Source organism: Streptomyces sp. OR43, assembly GCF_008042275.1.
Lineage (GTDB): Bacteria > Actinomycetota > Actinomycetes > Streptomycetales > Streptomycetaceae > Streptomyces.
The window spans coordinates 1,249,530-1,270,352 of sequence record NZ_RDBK01000043.1 but is presented as its reverse complement, the minus strand read 5'-3'; the positions used below and the strand labels follow the sequence as shown (position 1 = coordinate 1,270,352).

Annotated in this window: 19 protein-coding genes and 1 pseudogene; 6 read left to right on the top strand and 14 right to left on the bottom strand. The window is 71.9% G+C overall.

The annotated features are described in order from the left end of the window. Positions 1 to 59 precede the first annotated feature (59 nt). From EAO72_RS24165 to EAO72_RS24150, 4 genes are read right to left on the bottom strand one after another with little or no spacing between them, the layout of a single operon-like run. Positions 60 to 1,037, bottom strand: coding sequence for an ABC transporter substrate-binding protein (locus EAO72_RS24165; protein WP_148019355.1), 978 nt, complete (start codon positions 1,035 to 1,037; stop codon positions 60 to 62). Positions 1,038 to 1,066: 29 nt separating this feature from the next. Next, positions 1,067 to 1,906 carry an ABC transporter ATP-binding protein gene (locus tag EAO72_RS24160; RefSeq protein ID WP_148019354.1) on the bottom strand — a complete coding sequence of 280 codons (840 nt, stop codon included), beginning with the start codon at positions 1,904 to 1,906 and terminating at the stop codon, positions 1,067 to 1,069. Next, positions 1,903 to 2,973, bottom strand: coding sequence for a FecCD family ABC transporter permease (locus tag EAO72_RS24155; protein ID WP_148019353.1), 1,071 nt, complete (start codon positions 2,971 to 2,973; stop codon positions 1,903 to 1,905). The genes EAO72_RS24160 and EAO72_RS24155 overlap by 4 nt, the downstream gene beginning before the upstream one ends. Then, positions 2,970 to 3,980, bottom strand: a complete 1,011-nt coding sequence (locus tag EAO72_RS24150) for a FecCD family ABC transporter permease (RefSeq protein ID WP_148019352.1) — start codon at positions 3,978 to 3,980, stop codon at positions 2,970 to 2,972. The genes EAO72_RS24155 and EAO72_RS24150 overlap by 4 nt, the downstream gene beginning before the upstream one ends. A 141-nt stretch (positions 3,981 to 4,121) precedes the next feature. On the opposite strand from EAO72_RS24150, the gene EAO72_RS24145 reads away from it, so the two are divergent. After that, entirely contained in the window at positions 4,122 to 4,745 is a 624-nt protein-coding gene (locus EAO72_RS24145; protein ID WP_410090495.1) for an HAD family hydrolase, read from the top strand. On the opposite strand, the gene EAO72_RS24140 is transcribed toward EAO72_RS24145, so the two are convergent. Beyond that, a complete protein-coding gene (locus EAO72_RS24140; RefSeq protein WP_148019350.1) occupies positions 4,734 to 5,168 on the bottom strand; it encodes a MerR family transcriptional regulator in 435 nt (144 codons plus the stop codon). The two genes, EAO72_RS24145 and EAO72_RS24140, sit on opposite strands and share 12 nt — an antisense overlap. 48 nt (positions 5,169 to 5,216) lie before the next feature. Between EAO72_RS24140 and EAO72_RS24135 the strand changes: the two genes are divergently transcribed. Next, the gene (locus EAO72_RS24135) at positions 5,217 to 6,041 is read left to right on the top strand and encodes an MBL fold metallo-hydrolase (RefSeq protein WP_148019349.1); all 825 of its coding nucleotides are present in this window, start codon (positions 5,217 to 5,219) and stop codon (positions 6,039 to 6,041) included. Between the two features lie 10 nt (positions 6,042 to 6,051). Here the strand turns inward: EAO72_RS24135 and EAO72_RS24130 are convergent, their stop codons facing one another. After that, on the bottom strand, positions 6,052 to 6,276 hold the full coding sequence (locus EAO72_RS24130; protein ID WP_148019348.1) for a hypothetical protein: 225 nt from the start codon (positions 6,274 to 6,276) through the stop codon (positions 6,052 to 6,054). Between the two features lie 201 nt (positions 6,277 to 6,477). On the opposite strand from EAO72_RS24130, the gene EAO72_RS43840 reads away from it, so the two are divergent. Next, a complete protein-coding gene (locus tag EAO72_RS43840) occupies positions 6,478 to 6,861 on the top strand; it encodes a cold-shock protein (protein ID WP_136328972.1) in 384 nt (127 codons plus the stop codon). An 85-nt stretch (positions 6,862 to 6,946) separates the two neighbouring features. Here the strand turns inward: EAO72_RS43840 and EAO72_RS24120 are convergent, their stop codons facing one another. Genes EAO72_RS24120 through EAO72_RS24105 form a run of 4 tightly spaced genes read right to left on the bottom strand, consistent with a single transcriptional unit; the run spans position 6,947 to position 10,462 of the window. Continuing rightward, positions 6,947 to 7,804 carry a 1,4-dihydroxy-6-naphthoate synthase gene (locus tag EAO72_RS24120; protein WP_148019347.1) on the bottom strand — a complete coding sequence of 286 codons (858 nt, stop codon included), beginning with the start codon at positions 7,802 to 7,804 and terminating at the stop codon, positions 6,947 to 6,949. Beyond that, the gene (locus tag EAO72_RS24115) at positions 7,785 to 8,489 is read right to left on the bottom strand and encodes a futalosine hydrolase (RefSeq protein WP_148019346.1); all 705 of its coding nucleotides are present in this window, start codon (positions 8,487 to 8,489) and stop codon (positions 7,785 to 7,787) included. Before EAO72_RS24115 ends, EAO72_RS24120 begins: the two co-directional genes overlap by 20 nt. 29 nt (positions 8,490 to 8,518) lie before the next feature. Beyond that, positions 8,519 to 8,998, bottom strand: coding sequence for a DUF2771 domain-containing protein (locus tag EAO72_RS24110; protein WP_148019345.1), 480 nt, complete (start codon positions 8,996 to 8,998; stop codon positions 8,519 to 8,521). 27 nt (positions 8,999 to 9,025) lie between these two features. Then, positions 9,026 to 10,462, bottom strand: coding sequence for an MFS transporter (locus tag EAO72_RS24105; protein WP_148019344.1), 1,437 nt, complete (start codon positions 10,460 to 10,462; stop codon positions 9,026 to 9,028). A 420-nt stretch (positions 10,463 to 10,882) separates the two neighbouring features. On the opposite strand from EAO72_RS24105, the gene EAO72_RS24095 reads away from it, so the two are divergent. After that, positions 10,883 to 11,809 carry a DUF3027 domain-containing protein gene (locus EAO72_RS24095; RefSeq protein WP_148019343.1) on the top strand — a complete coding sequence of 309 codons (927 nt, stop codon included), beginning with the start codon at positions 10,883 to 10,885 and terminating at the stop codon, positions 11,807 to 11,809. Positions 11,810 to 12,321: 512 nt separating this feature from the next. Continuing rightward, positions 12,322 to 15,528: a sacsin N-terminal ATP-binding-like domain-containing protein gene (locus EAO72_RS24090; RefSeq protein ID WP_187285387.1), complete on the top strand. Its 3,207-nt coding sequence runs from the start codon at positions 12,322 to 12,324 to the stop codon at positions 15,526 to 15,528. Positions 15,529 to 15,608: 80 nt separating this feature from the next. Here EAO72_RS24090 and EAO72_RS24085 read toward each other — a convergent pair whose 3' ends face one another. Both EAO72_RS24085 and EAO72_RS24080 read right to left on the bottom strand, forming a co-directional pair. After that, positions 15,609 to 18,110: a cation-translocating P-type ATPase gene (locus EAO72_RS24085; RefSeq protein ID WP_187285192.1), complete on the bottom strand. Its 2,502-nt coding sequence runs from the start codon at positions 18,108 to 18,110 to the stop codon at positions 15,609 to 15,611. Positions 18,111 to 18,227: 117 nt separating this feature from the next. Beyond that, positions 18,228 to 18,512 carry a DUF2530 domain-containing protein gene (locus tag EAO72_RS24080; RefSeq protein ID WP_148019341.1) on the bottom strand — a complete coding sequence of 95 codons (285 nt, stop codon included), beginning with the start codon at positions 18,510 to 18,512 and terminating at the stop codon, positions 18,228 to 18,230. 232 nt (positions 18,513 to 18,744) lie between these two features. On the opposite strand from EAO72_RS24080, the gene EAO72_RS24075 reads away from it, so the two are divergent. After that, positions 18,745 to 19,953, top strand: coding sequence for an NCS2 family permease (locus EAO72_RS24075; RefSeq protein ID WP_148019340.1), 1,209 nt, complete (start codon positions 18,745 to 18,747; stop codon positions 19,951 to 19,953). 43 nt (positions 19,954 to 19,996) lie between these two features. Here the strand turns inward: EAO72_RS24075 and EAO72_RS24070 are convergent, their stop codons facing one another. Next, positions 19,997 to 20,203: a ribbon-helix-helix protein, CopG family gene (locus EAO72_RS24070; RefSeq protein ID WP_148019339.1), complete on the bottom strand. Its 207-nt coding sequence runs from the start codon at positions 20,201 to 20,203 to the stop codon at positions 19,997 to 19,999. A gap of 366 nt (positions 20,204 to 20,569) precedes the next feature. Further along, positions 20,570 to 20,823: pseudogene (locus tag EAO72_RS43255) on the bottom strand (MarR family winged helix-turn-helix transcriptional regulator); the annotation flags it as partial.

The following is a 20,823-nucleotide window of genomic DNA, read 5'->3' as shown; positions in this document are numbered from 1 at the left end:
GGAAGCCGGCGCGCCGGTCCGGGGCGGTCCCGCCGCTGACGTCCGCCGGGGACCCGGTGTCAGCCCGCCAGCTTCGTCTCGAACTCGTCGAGGATCTGACCGGCCGCCGTGTAGCCGATGCCGGCGATCCACAGGCGGTCGTCGACCTTGAAGACCTTGCCGTTCTTCGAGGCGGTCAGACCCTTCCACAGGCCGCTCTTCATCGTCTTCGTCGTCCCGGCCTTGTCCGGGTCGCCGTACGTGGACGTGAAGACGACGTCCGCGTCCGCGAGGTCGATCTTCTCGGGAGAGACGTCGTAGGAGAAGCCGTCCTTGGCCTTGTCCGTGATGGCGGGGCGGCCCATGCCGAGGTCGGCGAGGATCGAGCCGATGTAGTTCTGCTTGCCGTAGATGCGGATGTCGGCGCCCTCGACGAAGCGGACGAAGTTGACGTCCGTGGCCGCCGCCTTCTCCTTGCCGCCGATCGCCTCGGTCACCTCCGCGACATGGGCGTCGTACGCGGCGACGATCTTCTTCGCCTCGGCCTGCTTGCCGAGCGCCTCGGCGTGGACCTGGAAGTTCTCCTTCCAGGCGGTACCGGTGGACTCCGTCATCACGGTGGGCGCGATGGCGCTGAGCTGCTCGTAGCGGTCGCCGTCACGGACCTTGCTGGTGAGGATCAGGTCCGGCTTCAGGGAGGCGACGGTCTCCATGTTGGGGTTGGCGATCTCGCCGACCTCCGTGAGCTTCTTCGTCTTCTCCGCCGGCAGGTAGGCGGGGAAGCCGTCCTCCGTGGCGGAGTGCGTCGCGCCGACGGGCTGCACGCCCAGGGTCAGTGCCGAGTCCAGCTCGCCGGTGTCCAGGACCACGACGCGCTCGGGCGCCACCGGGACCGACACGTCGCCCATGGCGGTCTTGACGGTGTGGGTCGTGGCGGCGTCCGTCCGGGAGCCGCCGTCGGAGTCCGAGCCGGACGAACCACAGGCGGTGAGCGCGAGCGCGCCGGTCAGGGCGAAGGCGCCGAGGGTGATTCCGCGGCGGCGGGGAGCGGAGGGCATGCGATGCCTTTCGTGGGTGGGGTGCGGTGTCAGGAGGCGGGCTGCCAGGGCGCGCCCGGGACGACGAGCGGGGAGCCCGTCACCGGGTCCGGGACGATCACGGCTTCGAGGCCGAAGACCTCGCGTACGAGCTCGGCGGTGACGACGTCCTGCGGGTGGCCCTCGGCGACGATCCGGCCCGCCTTCATGGCGACCAGGTGGTCGGCGTAGCGGGCGGCCTGGTTGAGGTCGTGCAGGACCGTCACCACGGTCCGGCCGCGGGTCCCGTCGGCTGCGGGGGCGGCGAGCCGGCGCACCAGGTCGAGGACCTCCACCTGGTGGGCGATGTCGAGGTAGGTGGTCGGCTCGTCGAGCAGCAGCAGGTCCGTGTCCTGGGCGAGGGCCATCGCGATCCAGACGCGCTGGCGCTGTCCGCCGGAGAGCTCGTCCACGGAACGGGAGCCGAGTGCGGTGATGTCGGTACGTTCCATGGCCTCGGTCACCGCCCGTTCGTCCTCCTGGGACCACTGCTGCCACCAGTGCTGGTGGGGCTGGCGGCCGCGGGCGACGAGGTCGGAGACGGTGATCGCCTCGGGGGCCACGGGGGTCTGCGGGAGCAGCCCGATCGACTGGGCGATCTTCTTCGTGGGGATCCTCGACAGCTCGGTGCCATCCAGGAGCACCGCCCCGCCGCGCGGCTTGAGGAGCCGGCCGAGCGCGCGCAGCGTCGTCGACTTGCCGCAGGCGTTCGGCCCGACGATGACGGTGACCTTGCCGTCGGGGACGGCGAGGTCCAGCTCGTGGACGACGGTGCGGTCCTCGTACGCGAGGGTCAGCTCCCGCGCCGTCAGACGGCTGGTCGCGGCGTCCTGCTTCCGGAGCGTGGTCATGCGTTGCCTCCCGAGCGGCCACCGTGACCGCGGATGATCAGCCAGATCAGATACGGGGCGCCGACCGCCGCCGTCAGGACGCCCACCGGAAGTTCGGTGGGGGAGAAGAGCCTGCGGGCCAGCAGGTCCGCGAAGACGACGATCACCGCGCCGAGCAGCGCCGAGCAGAGCAGCGGGATCTGCGCGGTGCGGGTCATGCGGCGGGCGATCTGCGGGGCGAGCAGGGCGACGAAGTCGACCGGTCCGGCCGTCCCCGTGGCCACGGACGCCAGGATCACGCCGAGTGCGACGAGTCCCAGGCGTACCCGCCCCAGCCGGACCCCGAGCGCGGTCGCCGTGTCGTCGTCCATGGAAACGGACCGCTGGGCGCGGGCGGCCCACAGGACGGCGGGCAGCAGGATGAGGAGGGTCCAGCCGATGGGCGCGGCCTCGTCGTAGCCGCGGCCGTTGAGCGATCCGGTCATCCAGATCTGGGCCTGCTGGGCGACGAGGTAGTCGCCCTTGGTCAGGAACAGCGTGGTGACCGAGCGCAGCGCGATCGCGAAACCGATGCCGATGAGGACGAAGCGGGTGGCGTGCAGCCCGCCGCGCCACGCGAAGGCGTAGACGAGCGCCGCGGCCGCGACCCCGCCGATCACCGACAGGTACGGCAGGACGGTGTACGAGGTGATGCCGAACGTCATCGCGCCGACCGTGAGCGCGCTCGCGCCCTGGCTGATGCCGATGATGTCGGGGCTGGCGAGGGGGTTGCGGGCCACGGTCTGGATCAGCGCGCCGGCGATACCGAAGGCGAGGCCGACGAGGAGCCCGACGACCATGCGGGGCAGCCGCAGCGTGCCGACGACGAGCTCGTCGGGGGAGGGCCGGCCGAGGATCACGTTCAGGACTTCGGACGGCGCGACGAAGCTCTCGCCGACGCAGAGGTACGCGACGCAGACGACGGCCAGCAGGACGACGAGCGAGGCGGCGACGACCGTGGCCCGGCGGTGCAGAAGGAACCGCCCGCGGGTCCCGACCCGTACGAGGCTATACCCGGCGGGCCGCACCGGGGCCGTGGTGGCGCTCATGCGGGCACCGCCTTCCGGCGCACCAGCGTGACCAGGAACGGCACTCCGATCAGGGCCGTCATGACCCCGGCGGGCACCTCGCTCGGCGGGAAGACGATCCGGCCGATCACATCGGAGACGAGCAGCATCACGGGTCCGATCAGGGCGGCCATCGGGAGCACCCAGCGGTGGTCGCTGCCGACGATCGCCCGGGCGATATGGGGAACGGCGAGGCCGATGAAGGCGATCGGGCCGGCTGCGGCGACCCCGGCGCCGGTGAGCACGGTGGCGCCGATGCCGCCCACGACGCGTACGGTCGCGATCTTCTGCCCGAGGCCCTTCGCCATGTCCTCGCCGAGGGCGAGCGCGTCGAGCCCCCGGGCGACGCAGAGCACGAGCACGGTGCCGAGCAGCAGGAACGGCCAGATCTGCTGGGCGACCTCGGCCTCGCGTCCGGCGATCGAGCCGACCTGCCAGAACCGGAACTCGTCCAGCGCGGACGCCTTCGTGGTCAGCACGGCCATGGTGACGGACACCAGCAGCGCGTTGATGGCCGCGCCGCCGAGCGCGAGCTTCACGGGGGTGGCGCCGCCGCGTCCGCTGGAGGCGATGGCGTACACGGCGACGGACGCGACGGCCGCGCCCGCGAAGGCGAACCAGACGTATCCGGTGAGCGTGTGGATCCCGGCGTACGCGATGGCCAGCACGACGCCGACCGAGGCGCCCTGGCTGATGCCGAGGATGCCGGGGTCGGCGATGGGGTTACGGGTGATGCCCTGGAGCACCGTGCCGGCGAGGGCGAGCGAGGCCCCGACCATCAGACCGATCAGGGTGCGGGGCACCCGCATGTTCCGGATGACTTCGGCGGCGTCGGAGTGCCCGCCGTGCAGCAGCACGTCGAACACCTCCGACGGGGGTATGGAGCGCGCCCCGACGGCGAGGCTGAGCAGGACCGCGACCAGCAGCGCCACAACGGCCGCCGCCGTCGCGAGAGCGCGTCTGGAGCGGCGTGGTGCGGCGGTTGGCATCGAACCCCATAGACAGACGGGACAGACGGGAAAGGAGAGACATAGCGAAGCAAAGTAAGGCTTGGCTAAGTCTAGGTGGCGCCTGTGCGGGGCTTTCCGGCGGTGTACCGGCTCCGTCGGGGGCTCGGCACAATGGACGGCATGGCTTCCCACACGCTGACGGTCGGCTTCGACCTGGACATGACGCTCATCGACTCACGGCCCGGCATCGCGGCCGCCTTCCTCGCGCTCTCCGCCGAGACCGGTGCGGTCATCGACACGGATCTGGTGGTGAGCCGCCTCGGCCCGCCGCTGGAGCAGGAGATCGCGCACTGGTTCCCGGCCGCGGACGTGGCCGAGATCGCCGACCGCTACCGCGAGATCTACCCCACGTACGCGATCGGCCCGTCGCTCGCGATGCCCGGAGCGCGGGAGTCGATCGACGCGATACGCGCGCTCGGCGGCCGGACGATGGTCGTCACCGCGAAGTACGAACCGAACGCGAAGCTCCACCTCTCCCACCTCGGCATCGAGCCCGACGTGATCGTGGGCGGCCTGTGGGCCGAGGCGAAGGCGGAGGCGCTGCGGGAGCACGGCGCGGGCGTCTACGTGGGCGACCACACGGGCGACGTCCGCGGCGCGCAGGCCGCCAACGCGGTTTCGGTGGGCGTGACGACGGGCCCGTGCGACGAGACGGAACTCCGCGCGGCGGGCGCGGACGTCGTCCTCACGTCGCTGACGGAGTTCCCGGCGTGGCTGGCGGCGTACACGACGTCACAGGGCTGACCCGCCGGGGCCGCCGACGGCGCCTGCCGGTGACGCGACCTCGCCGATGGCCCGTTTGAAGTCGGGGCATTCGACGATCGGCTCGTGCTCGCAGACGGCCGCGTGGCGAAGGCTGTCACGCAGACGTGTGAGGCGGCCGAGCTGTTCGTCGAGGTCGCGGGCCCGGGCGGCCATGCGCGTACGCAGGCCCGGATCCGACGGCTGTGCCACCAGGAACCGTCCGATCTCGGCGACCGAGAGCCCGGCACCGCGCGCGCACGTGATCAGGGCCAGGCGGGCCAGCACATCCGGGTGATACGTACGCCGCAGGCCGTTGCGGCCCGCGGGAGCGATCAGACCCTTCTTCTCGTAGAACCTCAGCGCCGACGGCGCCAGTCCTGAGCACTGTGCGACGTCGGCGATGTCCAGCAACTGTTCGGCCACGAAAGCCCCCTTGACTTGAATCGCGGTTCAAGTTGCAGCCTAGTCGGCATGAAGATTCATCACCTGAACTGCGGCTCCGTCCGGACGATCGAGCCCACCTACGCCGGCCCGCGGCCCGCTCCCGCGGTGAACCACTGTCTGCTGATCGAGACCCCCGCCGACGGCCTGGCCCTGGTCGAGACCGGACTGGGGCTTGGTGACGTCCGGGACCCGGCAGGCACGCTCGGTACGGAGTGGGTCGAGATGGCCGGTCCCGTGCTGGACGAGGAGGAGACGGCCCTGCGGCAGGTCGCCCGGCTGGGATACGCGCCCTCCGACGTGCGTCACATCCTCCTCACGCACCTGGACGTGGACCACAGCGGCGGCCTGCCCGACTTCCCCGATGCCCAGGTCCACGTACTCGCGTCCGAACTCGACGCGGCACGCTCCGAGGCGCCCAGCTTCCGCTACCGGCCCGCCCACTGGTCGCACGAGCCCCACTGGATCACCTACGGCACCGAGCCCGATGAGCAGTGGTTCGGGTTCACCGCGCTGCGGCCGAAGGGACTGGGGCCGGAGATCCGGCTGGTCCCGCTCGGCGGTCACACCGCCGGCCACACGGGGATCGCCGTCCAGGACGGCGACCGGTGGCTTCTCCACTGCGGCGACGCCTACTACTACCACCGCGAGGTCGGCCCGCTGAAGGAAACCCATCCGCTGCTCGACTTCGTCCAGACCACCTCACAGGTCCACCGTGAGCTGCGCCTCGGAACCCGGGCCCGGCTCCGCGAACTGCTCCGCGACCACGGGGACGAGGTCGAGATCTTCTCCGCGCACGACCCCTGGGAACTGGCCCGCTACACGGGCGGCACGGAGGAGGGTGCGGCGGGTTGAGACGCGGGCCCTACCGCTGCGCCGACCCCGCCCGCGCCGACCGGACCACGCCGGCCGCGGCGATCAGGAAGCCGACGCCCATCAGCATGCACAGGGACCAGAAGACGGACGGAAGGGGATCGGTGCCCAGGAAGAGCGGCGCCATCGTGGCGAGGGTCGACAGGGCGCCGAGGAGGAAGACGATCGCGCCGATGCGGACCAGTCGGTCGCCTGCGCCGGAAGGGGGAGTACTCACCCCGTCAGGGTAGTTCCTGGCGGGCGGCGGGCTGCTCCCGGGCAGGGCAGGTGCCGTTTCCGGACACAGTCCGGATGACCAGGCTTGACGAGGGGTACTTCATCTGTGGAGGCTTCTGCCAGCAGGGGAAGCACGACCACAGGACGGCCTGACCTGCTGAGGGCTTTGTTCCGGCATACGGGTTGAGATGGGGTGCGTGCTTTGCCGACTGGCAAGGTCAAGTGGTTCAACAGTGAGAAGGGCTTCGGCTTCCTCTCCCGCGACGACGGCAGCGACGTCTTCGTGCACTCGTCCGTGCTGCCCGACGGAGTCGACGCACTCAAGCCCGGCCAGCGCGTCGAGTTCGGCGTGGTCGCCGGACAACGTGGTGACCAGGCGCTTTCCGTGGCGATCCTCGACCCCACCCCGTCCGTCGCGGCAGCGCAGCGCCGCAAGCCGGACGAACTCGCCTCGATCGTCCAGGATCTGACGACCGTGCTGGAGAACATCACGCCGATGCTGGAGCGCGGCCGTTACCCCGACAAGGCCTCCGGCGCCAAGATCGCCGGCCTGCTGCGCGCGGTCGCGGACCAGCTCGACGTCTAGGGCATGTTTTGAAAGTAGCGCCGTCCGCCCGAAGGCCGGGCAGGCGGGACTTTCAAAACACGCCCTAAGGGGCGTGGCTGGGGACTCAGACGAACGACAGCGCGTCCGGGCCGAGGGCCGGCACCAGGCCCTCGGCCGCGGCGCGCGTCAGCAGGCCGCGGATCGCCGCGTAGCCGTCCTCGCCGAGGTCGGCGGTGAACTCGTTCACGTACAGGCCGATGTGCTGGTCGGCGACGGACGGGTCCATCTCCTGCGCGTGCTCCAGGACGTAGGGGCGCGAGGTCTCCGGGTCGTCCCACGCCATCCGGACCGACGTGCGCACCGAGTCGGCGAGCAGCTTCAGCGTGTCCGCGCCCAGGGAACGCTTGGCGATGATCGCGCCGAGCGGGATCGGCAGCCCGGTCGTGTCCTCCCAGTGCCGGCCCATGTCGGCCAGGTTGTGCAGACCGTAGTTCTGGTACGTGAAGCGCGCCTCGTGGATGACGAGGCCGGCGTCGACCTTGCCGTCCCGCACCGCCGGCATGATCTCGTCGAACGGCATGACGACGATCTCGCCGACCCCGCCGGGTACGACCTCCGCCGCCCAGAGGCGGAAGAGCAGGTACGCGGTGGAGCGCTCGCTCGGCACGGCGACGGTCTTCCCCGTCAGGTCCGTGCCCGCCTCCCTCGTGAGGACGAGCGGCCCGCAGCCCCGCCCCAGCGCCCCGCCGCACGGCAGGAGCGCGTACTCGTCGAGGACCCAGGGCAGCACCGCGTACGACACCTTGAGTACGTCCAGCTCGCCGCGCTCGGCCATGCCGTTGGTGACGTCGATGTCCGCGAACGTGACGTCGAGCGCGGGCGCGTCGGGCACCCTGCCGTGCGCCCAGGCGTCGAAGACGAACGTGTCGTTCGGGCACGGCGAGAAGGCGATCCGCAGCGGGTCAGGAGTCGTTTCGGTCATGGTGGATCCAGCCTTCCAGTACGGGGGTGAGCTTCCCGAACGCCTCGGTGAGCGCGGCCAGCGCGTCGCCGATGCGCCAGGCGTCGCGGTCGCGCGGGCCGACGGCGTTGGAGACGGCCCTGATCTCCAGGACCGGGACACCGGCCAGGGCGGCCGCCTCCGCGACCCCGAAGCCCTCCATGGCCTCGGCCACGGCGCCGGGGTGTGCGGTGCGGAGCGCGGCGGCGCGTTCGGCGCTGCCGGTCACCGTGGAGACGGTGAGGACGTCGCCGGTCACCGCACGGGTCGCGGCGACCGCCGCCCTCACCAGGGAGCGGGGCGGAAAGTGCCAGACCCGGCCGAAGCCCAGCTCGGTGACGGGCACGAAGCCCGCCGGGGTCTCGGCGCCCAGGTCCGCCGCGCCGATGCGGCCGGCCACGACGAGCGAACCGACGGGGGCCGCGCCGGCGAACCCGCCGCCGATCCCGGCCGAGATCACCAGGTCGTAGCGGTCCGAGGCCAGGGCGAACGCGGCGGAGGCCGCCGCCGCTGCTGGTCCCGCGCCGCCCGCGAGGACGTCGTAGGGGCCCGCGCGATGGATCCCGGCGCCCGGCACCTCATGAACGGAGACTTCGCCGCCGGGCCCGGACGCACGCGTGACCGCGTCCCGTTCCACCGGGACAGCGGTCACGACGAGCACACGCACGGGGGAAGCCCTCCGAGGCCGGGAGGGGGTCAGTCGGACTTCTCGAGCTTGAAGTGCCAGATGCCGGTCAGCTTCTTGCCGTCGGTCTCCACGATGCTGATCTGGGTCGACTTCGTGGTCTCGCCGGTCTGGCTGGAGAAGAAGGCGCTGCCCGGGATGGACCGGTAGGTCTTCTTGTACGGCTCCTGCTCGGCCTGCTGGCCGTTGATGAAGAGGGTCCAGCCGTTGTCCGCGACCTCGGGGTCGACGCCGAAGCGGACCTTGTCGTCCATCGCGGCCTTGACGGTCTTCTCCGCCTTCTTGTTGAGGCAGCCCTGGATATCGGACTCCTTGAGGGCCTTGCCGTCGTTGTAGCAGGACGCCTCGGCACTCACCGAGTTGTCGCCGACCGTCACGGTGGCGAGCGGCGTCGGCTTGTCGCAGGCGGAGAGGACAAGGAGTCCCGCGGACACGGCACCAAGAGCGACGCCGATTCGACGGCCCTTACCGGAGAAGAACGCAACGGTCATGGGCCGAAGGCTATCGGTCGCTCCGGCTCACGCCACGCGGGGGTGCGGCGAGCCGCGCCGCGCGGCGCCCAGCAGACCCCGTACGGCCGTGGCGGCACCGAGCGCGAGGATGCCCGCGGCGACCGACATGCCCAGTACTCCGTTGAGGGGGAGGGCGATCCCGACGGCGCCGCCGGCCACCCACGCCATCTGGAGCAACGTCTCGGAGCGGGCGAACGCGGACGTCCGCACCTCCTCCGGTACGTCGCGCTGGATCATCGCGTCCAGCGACAGCTTCGACAGCGCCTGCGTGAAGCCCGCCGTGGCCGCGAGCGCGGCGACCATGACCGTGCTGAAGAAGAGGGCGGCCAGCACCGCGACGCCCAGCGCCAGGCCCAGCACCGAGGCGACGATGATCTCCGGGCCGCGCGCCCTGAGCCAGGAGCCGACCGCGGTGCCCAGCGCGTTGCCCACCCCGGCGGCCACACCGACGATGCCGAGCGAGATCGCGGCGCTCTGCCCGGCCAGCGGATGCTCGCGCAGCAGGAACGCCAGGAAGAAGATCAGGAAGCCGGAGAGCGCCCGGTGGGAGGCGTTGGCCTGGAGCCCGTGCAGGACGGACGGGCCGACGGAGCGCAGCCCGGGCCGCTTCTCGCCGTTCTTCTCCTTGGCCCGGGGCGGCTTCTTCCCGTTCCCGGCCGTGGGGTTCTTCCGCAGCGGTTCGGGCCGGACGGCGGCCTCGCCGTGCGGCGGCACGAGATGCGCCTTCCGCTCGCCCTTCGCCGAGTCCACCTTGTGCGGCAGCGTGAAGGCGAGGACGGCGCCGCCGACGAAGATCGCGCACGCCCCGTACAGCGGCCACGGCGGCCCGATGGTCTGGAGCCCCGCCCCGATCGGCGCGGCCACACCGGTCGCCAGGAGACCGGCGAGGGTGACCCGCGAGTTGGCCTTCACGAGCGAGAAACGGGGTGGCAGCAGACGCGGCACGACGGCGCTGCGCACCACTCCGTACGCCTTCGAGCACACCAGGACGCCCAGGGCGGCCGGATACAGCTCCAGGCCGCCGGTGGCGACCGCGCCCGACATGGTGAGCGCCAGGACGGCCCGGGCCAGCATGGAGCCCGCCATGGCGGCGCGGCGGCCGTGCGGCAGGCGGTCCAGGAGCGGGCCGATGACGGGGGCGAGGAGGATGAACGGCGCCATGGTGACGGCGAGGTACAGCGCGACCCGGCCGCGGGCCTGGTCCGTCGGTACGGAGAAGAACACGGTCGACGCGAGCGCCACGGTGATCATCACGTCGCCCGCGCCGTTCACCGCGTGCAGCTCGATCAGCTTGCCGAGGCCCGACTCACCGGCCCCGTGGGCGTGGGTCGCCTTCCGGATGCCGCGGGCGGTTCCGGTGAACGGGGTGCGGAGGGCATGACCGATCGACCGGCCCGTTCTGCGGAGCGGGCCGGCTGCGTCGTGCGACCTGGCAGAAGCCACTTGGTCATAGTGCCCCAGTCCCCGGCGTCACGAACCGAGATCGGCGCGGGGCGCGGTGCGTACCGCCCCGTCGGGTCAGTGATCGGCCAGGTCGCAGGGGGTGCGGAGGGCCGGATCGGGAGGACCGGAGAGCGTTCTTCGCCGGGGACACGGCGTCGGATACGACGTCGTTTGGGACGGGCAGGTGGGCGGGGAGCGGCGGAGAGGGTAGCGTGCGTAGCGCGCCACCGGCGGTTGTTCTTGGCCGCGCGCCTCTCGGCGATCCCGCAGAATGGATCGCAGAAGGTGCGCCCGAGGCAGGCACAAACGGGTGTGGACGTCGACGCGGCCCCCAGGTCCGCTCCGCCCGCAACCGTATGGCCGAAATCGATGGATGTGCTGGCGCGCTCGTGAGACTGGCGTAGGAGAGAAGCGAGACCTGTGAGTGCTGCGACGACGAGAAGCCGTACGGCCCGTACCCCCGTTCCCGACCGTCTGTGCGCAGAGGCCGTAGACCTCGCCCGCGCGGCGGCCGAGGAAGCGGCCGCGCCGGGAGTGGTGGGTGAGCATGTGGCCGTGGTCCCCGAGGGGGACCGCGTCGTCACGCACTACTTCGAGTGCAAGGACCCGGCCTACCGGGGCTGGCGCTGGGCGGTGACGGTCGCCAGGGCCTCCCGCGCGAAGAACGTCACGCTGGACGAGACGGTCCTGTTGCCGGGCACCGATGCGCTGCTCGCGCCGGAGTGGGTGCCGTGGAGCGAGCGGCTGCGGCCGGGCGACATGGGGCCGGGCGACCTGCTGCCCACCGAGGCGGACGACCTGCGCCTGGAACCGGGCTACACCGGTGAGGACGAGCTCCCGCCGAACTCCCCGGTGTCCGGCGAGCTGGCCGACCTCGTCGAGTCCGAGGACGCGGAACTGACCACGCGCCCCGACCCGCCGCGCCGCGGTTCGATCGCGGCGGTCGCGGACGAGCTGGGCATGCGGCGTGCGCGGGTGCTGTCCCGGTACGGGCTGCACATCGCGGCCGACCGCTGGGACGAGGGGTTCGGCGCGAAGACGCCGATGGCGCAGGCGGCCCCGGCGACATGTGTGTCGTGCGCCTTCCTGGTGCCGCTCGCGGGTTCGCTGAAGCAGGCCTTCGGGGTCTGCGCGAACGAGTTCGGTCCGGCGGACGGGCACGTGGTGTCCCTGTCGTACGGATGCGGCGGGCATTCGGAGGCGGCGGTCATGCCGAAGCCGCCGAAGCCGGCGCCGCACGCGCTGGACACGATGCAGGTGGACGAGTACCCGCTGCGTCCGGCGCGGGATTCCGGCTCCGTGCCGACGGAGCCGGACGCGCCGACGGAGGACCTCGGCCACTCGTAGGCGGCGGCCCGGGGCGCGGGCTGCTCTCCGCGGGGTGCGGGTCGCTCCGGGGCGCGCCGTCTTGTCCTCAAGCGCCGGACGGGCTGGTTGTGTGCGGGCTGCTCCGGCGGGCCGGTTCCGTCCTCAAGCGCCGGACGGGCTGGTTGTGTGCGGGTGGCTCCGGCGGGCCGGTTCCGTCCTCAGGCGCCGGACGGGCTTGCATACGTGCGGCGCCCGTTCCGGCGCAGCGTCTTGTCCTCAAGCGCCGGGCGGGCTTGATTTGCTCGCCGTGGCCCGCTTTGCTGCTGATCCTCCGGGGCCGGTCAGCCCTCTCCAGCCCGTCCGGCGMTTGAGGACGGAACCCTGTGCCCGGGGCGCGGCGCCGCGTCGTTTCCGGCCGTCCAGGGGCCGTCCCAAGCCCGTCCGGCGMTTGAGGACGAAGGGACCCGGTAGCTTCGGGGCGCACACTGGACCGCACGGGCATGCGTACCGGAAGAGCCGGAAGAGCCGGAAGAGGGAGTCACAGCGTGAGCATCATGGCGACCGAGGGGGCCGACCCATTCGGAACCGCGCGACTGCGACGCGGCGTGCTCGACGCCTGGGGCGCCGGCCCCGCCCGCTTCCGTGAGGACGCCAACGCCGAGGAGGACCTCGCGCTCGGCGGCTACCGCGACCGCCTCGTCGTCGAGCTGGCCCAGAACGCCGCCGACGCCGCGGCCCGCGCCCATGTGCCCGGCCGGCTCCGGCTGACCCTGCACCCGGCGACCGCGACCGCCCCCGCGGTCCTCGCCGCCGCGAACACCGGCGCGCCCCTGGACGCCACCGGCGTGGAGTCGCTGTCCACCCTGCGGGCCTCCGCCAAGCGCGAGGGCCACGACGGGGCCGTCGGCCGGTTCGGCGTCGGGTTCGCCGCCGTCCTCGCCGTGAGCGACGAGCCGGCCGTCGTCGGCCGGCACGGAGGCGTGCGCTGGTCCCTCGCCGAGGCCCGTGACCTCGCCCGCGAGGCGGCCGTCGGCAGCCCCGGCCTCGGCGACGAACTGCGCCGCCGCGACGGACACGTACCGCTGCTGCGCCTCCCGCTGCCCGCCGAGGGCACCGCACCCGACGGCTACGACACCGTCGTCGTCCTGCCGTTGCGCGACGGCGTCGCCGAGGACCTGGTCGGCCGGCTGCTCGGCGCGATCGACGACGCCCTGCTCCTGACCCTGTCCGGCCTGGACGAGGTCGTCGTCGAAACCCCGGACACCGTAAGGACGTTGCGCCGCTCGCAGCACGGCCCGTACACGCACGTCGAGGACTCCGGGCACGGCACGAACCGCTGGCGGACCGTCACCCGCCAGGGCCCGGTCGAGCCGGCCCTGCTCGCCGACCGTCCGCTGGAGGAACGGCTGCGCCCGCACTGGTCGGTGACCTGGGCCGTCCCCGTGGACGCGGAGGGCGCCCCGGTCCACCCCCGTACCGCCCCCGTCGTGCACGCCCCGACGCCCACCGACGAACCGCTCGGCTTTCCCGCGCTGCTCATCGCCTCGCTGCCGCTGGACACCACCCGCCGGCACCCCGCGCCCGGTCCGCTCACCGACTTCCTGGTGCGGCGCGCGGCCGACGCGTACGCGGAACTGCTCGCCGACTGGCAGCCGGTGACCGTCGCGACGATCGGGCTCGTGCCCGGACCGCTCGGCAAGGGCGAACTGGACGGCGCGCTGCGGGGCGCCGTGCTGGAGCGGCTCCCCGGCGTCGCCTTCCTGGAACCGGCCGCCCCGCGCGACCCCGCCGCGGACCCCGAGCGGTGGGACGACTGGGACGCGGACGCGGGGAGTGCCCGCAAGGCCACCACCGCGCTGCGGCCGATCGAGGCCGAGGTGCTGGAGGGCGTCGGCGCCGAGACGGTCGCCGTGCTGGCCGAGGTGCTGCCGTGCCTGTTGCCCGCGGGACTTGAGCGCCGCGTCGAACTGCGGACACTGGGCGTCGCCCGGGTGCCGCTGACCGAGGCGATCGACCGGCTCGCGGGTCTGGAGCGCGACCCGGTCTGGTGGCGGCGGCTGTACGACAGCCTGGCCGGTGTCGAGCCGGACCGGCTCTCCGGGCTTCCGGTGCCGCTCGCCGGTACGGAGTCCCGGGGCGCGGACCCCGAGGCCCCGGCCGCCCCGCGGACGACGATCGGGCCCCGGCAGATCCTCCTCCCGCTGCCCGACGCGCTGACCGGTCCCGTCCTGGACCGGCTCGGCCGGCTCGGGCTGAAGGTCGCGCATCCGGACGCCGCGCACCCGCTCCTGGAGAAGCTGGGCGCCCTTCCGGCCACGCCGCGTGCCGTGCTGACGACCCCGCAGGTGCGGGCCGCCGTCGCCGGTTCGCTGGACGCGGGCGAGATCTGGGACGAGGACGCGCTCGACGGCGACGAGCTCGTGGAGACCGTCCTCACCCTGGTCCGGGACGCCGACCTGGCACCCGGCGACGAGCCCTGGCTCGGTGCGCTCGCCCTGCCCGACGAGGACGGCGAGCTCGCACCGGCCGGTGAACTGGTGCTGCCGGGCAGTCCGTTCGCCGCGATCGTGCGCGAGGGCGAAATCGCCCTGTGCGACGAGGAACTGGCCGGCCGCTGGGGCGAACAGCCCCTCACCGCCTGCGGGGTGCTGGCCACGTTCGCGCTCGTCCGGGCCACCGACGTGGTTCTGGACCCGGACGAACTGGAGCCCCGCGACGGCGACTACGCCGAACCCGACGACGCCGGGCTGCTGGACGCCGTGGACGTGTGGTGCGAGGACATCCTCGACCAGCTCCCCGACACCCCCGTGCCGCCGGTCGCCACCGAGATCGTCGCCGTCCGCGACCTCGACCTCGTCGACGACGACGCCTGGCCCCAGGCGCTCGCCCTGCTCGCCAGGCCGCCGCTGCGGGACGCGCTGACCCAGCCCGTCCGCGTGCTGCTTCCGGACGGCACCACGCAGTCCGTCCGCCCGTACACCGCGTGGTGGCTGCGCGACCACCCGGTGCTGGACGGCCGGCGCCCGGCCGGTCTGCGCGCCCACGGCGGCGACCCGCGGCTCGCGGGTCTGTACGACTCCGCCGACGCGACCGGCTTCGACGACGCGCAGGTGCTGCGCGCCCTCGGGGTGCGGACCTCGGTCGCCGCGCTGCTGGACGAGCCCGGCGGCGCCGCCGAACTCCTCGGGCGGCTCGCGGACGAGGACCGTCCGGTCGGCCCCGTACAGCTGCACTCCCTGTACACGGCGCTCGCCGAACTCGATCCGGAGCAGGTCACGCTGCCGGACGAGCTGCGGGCCGTCGTCGACGGCGAGGTGCGGGTCGTGGACGCGGCGGACGCGATGATCGCGGACGCCCCGGACCTGCTGCCGCTGACCGGCGGCGTGGCGCTGCTGCCCGTCGCCCCGGCGAGCGCGGCGGAGCTGGCCGAGCTGTTCCAGGTGCGGCGGCTCGGCGAAAGCGTCGAGGCGGAGGTGACGTCCGAGGGAGAGGAACACCGGGTCCCCGGCCCGGTCCGCATCCTGCTCGGCGCCGGTACCCCGGACACGTACGTCGAGCACGGCGAACTGCGGGCGGGCGGGGTGGAGCTGGACTGGCGCCGCACCCCGGACGGGGTCGTGCACGCAGCGACCCTGGAGGGCGTCGCGGCGGGCCTGGCCTGGGCGGCGGGCCAGTGGCCGCGCCGCTTCGAGGTCGCGGCCCTGCTGGAGGACCCGTCCCGCACGGACGAACTGGCCCGGGACCGCTGGTTCGACTGAGACCCGGGACCGCTGGTTCGACTGAGACCCGGGGCCGCTGGTTCGACCGATCCCCGGACCGGGGCCGCCCCGGGCCGCCGTTACGTCGGGAAGCGGCGGCCCACCAGGCGCCAGGCGTACTCCAGGGCGACCGAGGCCACCACGGCGATGCCCACCGCCGTCCACGGCATCGCCGTGCCCACCAGCTTCAGGGCGAAGAAGTCCTGGAGCCACGGCACCACGAGCACGATCAGGAACGCCAGACCCATCGCCGCCACCAGGCAGATCCGCCACCAGGTGTAGGGGCGGGCGATGATCGCCAGGACCCACATCGAGACCAGGAACAGCGTGAGCGTGGCCGCGCTCGTCTCCGCGTCCAGCGCGCCCGTACCCGAGTAGTGGCTCCGGGCGATGAGGTACATCGTGAAGGTGGCGGCGGCCGCGATGGTGCCCGACGGGATCGCGTACCGCATGACGCGGCGCACGAAGTGCGGATGGGCCCGTTCCTTGTTCGGCGCGAGGGCCAGGAAGAACGCCGGGACGCCGATCGTCAGCGTCGACAGCAGGGTCAGATGGCGGGGCAGGAACGGATACTCGACCTGGAAGCAGACGACCAGGACGGCCAGCAGCACCGAGTAGACGGTCTTCGTCAGGAACAGCGTGGCGACCCGGGTGATGTTGCCGATGACCCGGCGGCCCTCGGCGACGACGGACGGCAGCGTCGCGAAGCTGTTGTTCAGCAGCACGATCTGGGCGACGGCCCGGGTCGCCTCCGAGCCCGAACCCATCGAGACGCCGATGTCGGCGTCCTTGAGGGCGAGGACGTCGTTGACGCCGTCGCCGGTCATCGCGACGGTGTGGCCGCGGGACTGGAGGGCGGCGACCATGTCCCGCTTCTGCTGCGGGGTGACGCGGCCGAAGACCGCGTTCTCCTCCATGGCGGTGGCCATCGCGTCGGGATCGGTGGGCAGTTTGCGCGCGTCCAGGGTGTGCTCGGCGCCCGGCAGGCCGAGCTTCGCGGCGACGGCGCCGACCGAGACGGCGTTGTCCCCGGAGATCACCTTCGTGGCGACCCGCTGTTCGGCGAAGTAGGCGAGGGTCTCGCCGGCGTCGGGCCGCAGCCGCTGTTCCAGGACGACCAGCGCGCTCGGCACGGCCCCGTCGGCGAGGTCCGGGGCGTCGAGTCCGCCCCGCGCCCGGGCCAGCAGCAGGACCCGCAGGCCCTGCTCGTTGAGCTGCTCGATCTCGGTGAGCGCCGGGTCCGCCTCGGGCAGCAGTACGTCGGGCGCGCCCAGCAGCCAGGACGACGCCCGGCCGCCGCCCTCGTCGAACGCGGCGCCGCTGTACTTGCGGGCCGAGGAGAACGGCAGGGCGTCGGTGACGGTCCACGCCTCGTCCCTGGGGGCGGGATAGGTGTCGATGATGGCCTGGAGGCTGGCGTTGGGCCGCGGGTCGGACGCGCCGAAGGCCGCGAGGACGCGGCGCAGGTACGGATCGTCCGTCCCGTTCAGCGCGCGGACCTCGGTGACGTCCATACCGCCCTCGGTGAGGGTGCCGGTCTTGTCCAGGCAGACGACGTCGACCCGGGCCAGGCCCTCGATGGCGGGGAGCTCCTGGACCAGGCACTGCTTGCGCCCCAGCCGTACGACACCGATCGCGAAGGCGACCGAGGTGAGCAGGACCAGGCCTTCCGGGATCATCGGGACGATGCCGCCGACGGTCCGGGCGACGGAGTCCTTGAAGTTGTTGTCCTTGACGACGAGCTGGCTGATGATCAGGCCGATCGCCGTCGGGATCATCATCCAGGTGACGTACTTGAGGATGGTGGAGATGCCGCTGCGCAGCTCCGACTGGACGAGCGTGAAGCGGGAGGCCTCCTCGGCGAGCTGCGCGGCGTAGGCCTCGCGGCCGACCTTCGTCGCGGTGAAGGCGCCGCCGCCGGCGACGACGAAGCTGCCGGACATGACGGGGTCCCCGGCCCGTTTCAGCACCGGGTCGGCCTCGCCGGTGAGCAGGGACTCGTCGATCTCCAGGCTGTCGGCCTCGGCGACGGCACCGTCCACGACGACCTTGTCGCCGGGGCCGAGCTCGACGAGATCGCCGAGGACGATCTCGGAGACGGAGATCTCGGCGGCCACCCCGTCCCGCCGCACGGTGGGTTTCGCCTCGCCGATGACCGCGAGGCTGTCCAGGGTCTTCTTGGCCCGCCACTCCTGCACGATGCCGATGCCCGTGTTGGCGATGATCACGAAGCCGAAGAGGCTGTCCTGGATCGGCGCGACGAACAGCATGATCACCCAGAGCACGCCGATGATCAGGTTGAACCGGGTCAGGACGTTGGCGCGGACGATCTCGGTCACGGACCGGGAGGAGCGCACCGGTACGTCGTTGACCTCGCCGCGGGCGATCCGCTCGGCGACCTCGGCCGCGGTCAGTCCGCGGGCGACGGCGGCCGGGGCGGGCGGGTCCACCGGGTGGACCGGGTCGAGTTCGGAACCGGCGTCGATCTTCACCGGCCGGCCGGCGCCGGAATGTCCGGAGCCCGGGGGTCCGGAGGAACCTGTCGGCTGTTCCCCGGAGGGATCGAGTGCCCGCTGAGTCATGGTTCCGACGGTACGGGCGGAACGTCCGGTTCACCCACCGAGCAGTCGGAAGATCAGACCGGGGGAGGAGAGGAATGGTCCCGTGGTCGTACGGGGGTGCAGGCCGGCGGTCCGCTCTCAGGCGGTGGCGCCCGGAGCGTCCTTCTGATCATGGTGCGCGGCGGCGGCCCGCTTGAGTGCCGCGTCGCGGCCCCGTACGTACCAGATGCCGATCAGTCCGAGGCCGGCACCGGCCAGGCAGGTCCACACCCACCACAGGTGTCCGTGGTCGTCGAACCAGCCGTAGAACGGCAGCTGGACCAGGAAGAGGACGAACCAGAGGATCGTGCCGCCGGTGATGGTCGCGACGACCGGGCCCTCCAGGGGCTCGGGTGCCTCGTGCTTCGGTGTCCACTTCGCCATGCGGCCAGTGTATGCGCGGCGTACATGGGAGCGACCGGCCCTTGGGGGCGTCCCCCATTACCGGTCGCTCCAGCGCCGGTCAGCCCAGTCGGCGCAGGGGTCTACGCGCGGAGATAGCGATCTTTGCCTTATGTATTCATACTGAATCTGCTTACGACTGTCTCGATTTATTCGTGTGAACGTCCAAAGCTGACCAGATTTAACCCCCCTCTACGCACGACTGAGGTCATACATGTCCCCCTCGGCCACCGCTCCGGTCGACCCCACTCCGCCTCCGTCGCCCCGTCCCACCGGCGGCCTGGACGGTTTCTTCAAGATCTCCGAGCGGGGGTCGTCGGTCGCGCGTGAGATCCGCGGTGGCTTCGCCACGTTCTTCGCGATGGCGTACATCATCGTGCTGAACCCGATCATCCTCGGCAGCGCGAAGGACATGTACGGCCACCAGCTCGACAGTGGCCAGCTGGTCACCGCGACGGTGCTGACCGCGGCGTTCTCCACCCTGCTCATGGGCGTCATCGGCAACGTGCCGATCGCGCTGGCGGCGGGCCTCGGCGTCAACACCGTCGTCGCCCTCCAGCTCGCCCCCCGGATGAGCTGGCCCGACGCGATGGGCATGGTCGTCCTCGCCGGCGTCGTGGTCATGCTGCTCGTCGCGACCGGGCTGCGGGAACGCGTGATGAACGCCGTACCGAAGTCGCTCCGCAAGGGCATCGCGATCGGTATCGGTCTCTTCATCCTGCTGATCGGCCTGGTCGACTCGGGCTTCGTCTCCCGTATCCCGGACCTCGCGCACACCACCGTGCCGCTCCAGCTGGGCAGCGACGGTCACCTCAACGGCTGGCCCGTCCTGATCTTCGTCCTCGGTGTGCTGCTCACGCTCTCGCTGATCGTCCGCAAGGTGCCGGGCGCGATCCTGATCTCCATCGTGGCGATGACCGGTGTCGCGCTGATCATCGACGCGGTCACCGATCTGCCGGCCACGGCCTGGGGCCTGACCGTGCCCGAGTGGCCGGGCAACCCGGTCGCCTCGCCCGACTTCGGGCTGATCGGCGATGTCAGCCTGTTCGGCGGCTTCGACAAGGTGGGTGTCCTCACCGGCATCCTGTTCGTCTTCACCGTGCTGCTGTCCTGCTTCTTCGACGCGATGGGCACCATCCTCGGCGTCGGTGACGAGGCGAAGCTGACCGACAAGGACGGCAACTTCCCGGGCATCAACAAGGTGCTGTTCGTCGACGGCATCGCGGTCGCCGCGGGCGGTGCGAGCTCCGCATCGGCGGGCACCTGCTTCGTGGAGTCCACGGCGGGCGTCGGCGAGGGAGCCCGCACCGGTTTCGCGAGCATCGTCACGGGGCTGCGGGGGCGCGAGGTGCCGGTGGCCATGTATGCGGTGTCGGCGGTCTTCGTCTTCTACTACGCGATGCCGGCGCTCGGCCTCACGTGATCCACTGGGAAGCAGGGGCGCGGGCTCACGGCCCGGAGGTCCGTCAGGTGACCTCCTCGGCCGTGACCCCCTCCGCTCCGTAGAACTTCTCCGTCTCGTCGACGGCCGCCTGGAAGCGCTCGTCGAAATCGTCGCGAATGAGCGTCCGGACCACATAGTCCTGGACGCTCATTCCGCGTTTGGCGGCGTGCTGCTTGAGCCGGTCGAGCAGCTCACCGTCTATCCGCAGGCTGAGCACTGTCGATCCCATGGCAAGCAGGGTTACGTCCCGCGAGGCCGACGCGCGTGACTTTCCGGAATCGACTCACTCGTTTGGGTGATCGATTGGTGATTTGGGCCTCGCGCGTGTACCACCGAGTGGTCTTTAGGTTGGGTAATGAGTTACGCTAACGAACATGCCTGACCTGATCCACGACAGCGACAGTGCCGCCGCCGTGAGCTCCCTTCGTTCCGCCGTCATGCTGCTCGGCCGGCGCCTCAAGCACCAGCGCGTCGACGAGTCGCTGAGCCCCACCGAGATGTCGGTGCTCGGCACACTCGCGCGTTGCGGTTCGGCCACCCCCGGTGAGCTGGCCCGCAAGGAGCATGTGCAGCCGCCGTCGATGACCCGCATCGTCGCGTTGCGCAGCGTCTCCCACTCGTCCTCGTCCAGGCCTTCGGCGAGGGTGGTCAGCCAGGCGTTCCGCTTGGAGCGGCTCTCGGCGAGCATGGCTTCCGCCTGCTCGGTCTGGCTGACCATCTTCTGACGACGGTCATCGGGGTGCGGTTCCAGCCTGACCAGTCCCTTGGCTTCGAGCAACGCGACGATGCGGGTCATCGACGGCGGCTGCACATGCTCCTTGCGGGCCAGCTCACCGGGGGTGGCCGAAC